The 3078-nt window shown below is 75.0% G+C and carries 5 protein-coding genes; 4 read left to right on the top strand and 1 reads right to left on the bottom strand.

Translation table 11 applies throughout. The features are described 5' to 3' along the window. The 4 genes from BKE38_RS28830 to BKE38_RS28815 form a co-directional block, all read left to right on the top strand. Positions 1 to 1370 (top strand): sensor histidine kinase (locus BKE38_RS28830; RefSeq protein ID WP_207553721.1); only part of this gene is annotated, 1370 nt, incomplete at its 5' end. 93 nt (positions 1371 to 1463) lie between these two features. Further along, entirely contained in the window at positions 1464 to 1661 is a 198-nt protein-coding gene (locus tag BKE38_RS28825; protein WP_207553720.1) for a hypothetical protein, read from the top strand. A gap of 81 nt (positions 1662 to 1742) precedes the next feature. After that, a complete protein-coding gene (locus tag BKE38_RS28820; RefSeq protein WP_076960558.1) occupies positions 1743 to 2012 on the top strand; it encodes a DUF883 family protein in 270 nt (89 codons plus the stop codon). 6 nt (positions 2013 to 2018) lie between these two features. Continuing rightward, positions 2019 to 2429: a hypothetical protein gene (locus tag BKE38_RS28815; protein ID WP_076960557.1), complete on the top strand. Its 411-nt coding sequence runs from the start codon at positions 2019 to 2021 to the stop codon at positions 2427 to 2429. 47 nt (positions 2430 to 2476) lie between these two features. Here the strand turns inward: BKE38_RS28815 and BKE38_RS32595 are convergent. Further along, on the bottom strand, positions 2477 to 3078 hold a 602-nt coding region (locus BKE38_RS32595), incomplete at its 5' end, for a hypothetical protein (protein WP_420014346.1).

The raw sequence follows: 3078 nt of genomic DNA, 5'->3' as shown, positions 1-3078 counted from the left end.
GCTTCACCCTCAGCCCCTTCCGCCAGGGCCGCGCCAGCGACCTGCCGGTGGTCACCGCCACCCTGCCGATCCGCGTGGACGGCGAAATGCGCGGCGTCGTCGCCGCCAGCCTGCTGCTGAACTACTTCATCCAGGCCGAGACCCGCGGCGACACCCGCAACGCGCAGCGCATCTGGCTGGTCGACCGTGACGCCACCGCCTTGCCGCTGACCACCGCCGCCGTCGCCGAGCTGCCCGATCCCGGCGTGCTGCAGCGTCTGCGCGACGAGCCTGGCCCGACCTCGCTGGAAACCCCCGCCCGCGGCGGCGCCGAATTCGCCTATGCCAGCACCCGGCTCGATTCCGGCCTGCGCCTGCTGGTCGGCCTTCCCACCGGCGAGATCCGCCGCGCCGCCAACACCGTGCTGGCCCGCCGCGCCGCCGAGCTCGCCGCCTTCCTGCTCGCCTGCCTGGTGGTCATCGTGCTGGGCGCCGATATCGCCATCGCCCGGCCGCTGCGCAGCCTGGCCTGGCGGGTGCGCGCCTGGCGCCCCGGCGCCCCCTTCGGCGGCCGCGCCCTGCGCGGCGAGCCCGACGAGGTGCGCGCCCTCGAGCAGGCCTTCACCGACGCCGCCTCGGCGATCTCCGCCCGACAGGAGGAGCTGCGCGCCGCGCTGCGCCAGCGCGATCTGCTGATGGCCGAGATCCACCACCGGGTGAAGAACAACCTGCAGATCGTGGCCAGCCTGCTGAACCTGCAGGCCGGCCGGCTGCGCGACCCCAAGGCGCGGGCGGAATTCGCGACCGCCCGCGACCGCGTCCAGGCTCTGGCGACGCTGCACCGCCACCTCTACACCAACCAGACCTTCGAGGTGATCGCGCTGCGCCCCTTCCTCGAGGAGCTGGCGCAGCAGCTCTTCGCGGCGCTGGGCGAGCGGCCCGGCCAGCGCATCACCCTCTCGATCGAGGCGGACGAGCTCGAGATCGTCACCGACCAGGCGGTCTCGCTGGCCCTGCTGATCACCGAGACGGTGACCAACGCCATCAAGCATGGCTTCGCCGACGCGCGCAGCGGCACGCTGACCATCTCGGTCCGTGGCGACGCGCGCCGCGAGGGCGAGGAGGAGGACCAGGTGGTGCTGCGCGTCCATGACGACGGCATCGGCCTGCGCCTCAACGACGACGAGCCCGGCCAGGGCGCCAATCAGGGCATCGGCCTGACGCTGATCCGCGGCTTCGCCCAGCATCTGGGCGGCGAGATCGAGATCCAGGGCGATGGCGGCACCGAGATGCTGCTGCGCTTCCCGCTGCGCCAGCGCGAGCCCGAGCCCAAGGCCCCGGCCCGCTACGAGGCACCGCCCTCGACCGCCGCCGCCCGCGCCCCCGCCTGACCGGTTCCGGGTCGCGCAGGACGCGGCCCTCCTGCCGCAACCCGAGCCTGGGCGCGGCGTTGACCTGGCAGCACGGCGAAGGAACCCCTCGCGATGATCAAGATGATGAAGGCGGCCCTGCCGCTCCTGCTGCTGGCCGCCCCGCTGGCGCTCGCCGCCTGCAACGAGGGCCCGGCCGAGCGCGCCGGCCGCAGCCTGGACAACGCGGCCAGCAGCGTCCGCGACGCCGTCGACCCGCCGCGTGGCCCGGCCGAGCGCCTGGGCCGCAGCCTCGACCGCGCCACCAACTGATCGCCCGCGCGTCGCGGCGACGGTTGCAGCCCGGCCGCCGCCGCGCGATTTTGCACAAACCCCCTCACGAGGAGGCACCGCATGCGCCGCTTCTCCGTCCCCTTCGACACCGGCTCCGTCGAGGACCGCATCGCCGACCTGCGCCAGCGCCTGGACGCCCTGGTCGAGGAGCAGATCAACCCCGCCCTCAGCCGCGCCGGCAGCCGCGCCCAGGACCTGGCCAGCCAGCTGAGCAGCTCCACCCGCAGCGAGGCCCAGCAGGTCGCCACCCTGGTGCGTGACCGCCCCGTCGCCACCATCGCGGTGGCGGTCGGCATCGGCTTCCTCCTCGCCAAGCTGCTGAAGCGCTAGCCGGCGATGCGCGCCCTCCGCCTCGCCACGGCCTCCCTCGAGGCGGAGCGCGTCCGTCTGGGCCTGTTCAGCCGCCGCCTGGCGCTGCGCCTGGCCTTCGGCATCGTCGCCGTCCTCTTCCTCATCGGCGCCTTCGCCATGCTGCACGTGCTGGCCTGGCTGGCGCTGACGCCGCAGGTCGGGCCGCTCGGCCGCGCCGGCATCCTGCTCGGCGCCGACCTGGTGATCGGCCTGGCGCTGCTCGCCATTGCCGCCCGCGACCGGCCGACCACGGCGGAGATCGAGGCCCGCATCCTGCGCGACACGGCGCTGACCCAGGCGCGCGCCAGCTTCGGCCTGCTGCCGCTGCTGGGCGGGGTGGCCAGCTCGCCGATCCTCGGGGTGCTGCTGGGCTATTTCAAGGGACGCCGGAAGTAGGCGGAAGGCTGGGGGGAGGTATCCCCCCAGGCCCCCTTCTTTGTCTGTCAGGGCTGCCCCGCGCCGGCGGGCAGCGGCTCGCCCAGCGCATCGTCCCAGCACCAGCCTGACGCCACGCCGCCAACCCAGCGCTCCGGCCCGGCGAACACATCGCGCCCTTCCAGCACCGCACGCCCGCGCGCCGAGAGCTCGGCCCGCGCCGCGAAGCCGACCTCGCCGAGCACCAGCGGCCCGAGGCTGCGGGCGACCCACAGGAACATCAGGTCGCTGAGCCAGGGCAGCGGCTCCCGCTCGCGCATCAGCAGCGCATAGGTCTCGGCCCAGCTGCGCGGTCCCTCGGCCAGGATCTGCAGCACCAGCCGCTGCGTCAGCCCGAGCCCGTCGCGGGCCCAGGGCAGCTCCTGGCAATGCCGCCGCAGCGCCCGGCCCATCACCGTCGGCCGCCGCGCCAGCGCCGCCAGCCCGCGCGGATCCGGCGCCCGCAGCGCCGCCCAGGCCGCCACGCCCTCGGCCAGCTCGGCCGGCGTCACCGCCTGCCGCCGCTGCCACAGCAGCAGCAGCGCCTCCGGCGCCAGCTGCCCCAGCCCGATGAAGCGGGTGATGGCGGGAAACGACCCGGCGCTGACCATCTCCAGCCGGGGCGGCGGCG

The sequence above is a fragment of the Teichococcus deserti genome, from assembly GCF_001982615.1.
Taxonomy (GTDB): Bacteria; Pseudomonadota; Alphaproteobacteria; order Acetobacterales; family Acetobacteraceae; genus Pseudoroseomonas; species Pseudoroseomonas deserti.
The sequence above is the reverse complement of the archived record's forward strand: the minus strand, read 5'-3'. Positions and strand labels throughout refer to the sequence as shown.

Coding starts and splice junctions, on each gene's coding strand:
- BKE38_RS28815 (WP_076960557.1), top strand. CDS start 2,019: ATGCGCGCCCTCCGCCTCGCCACGGCCTCCCTCGAGGCGGAGCGCGTC.
- BKE38_RS28825 (WP_207553720.1), top strand. CDS start 1,464: ATGATCAAGATGATGAAGGCGGCCCTGCCGCTCCTGCTGCTGGCCGCC.
- BKE38_RS28820 (WP_076960558.1), top strand. CDS start 1,743: ATGCGCCGCTTCTCCGTCCCCTTCGACACCGGCTCCGTCGAGGACCGC.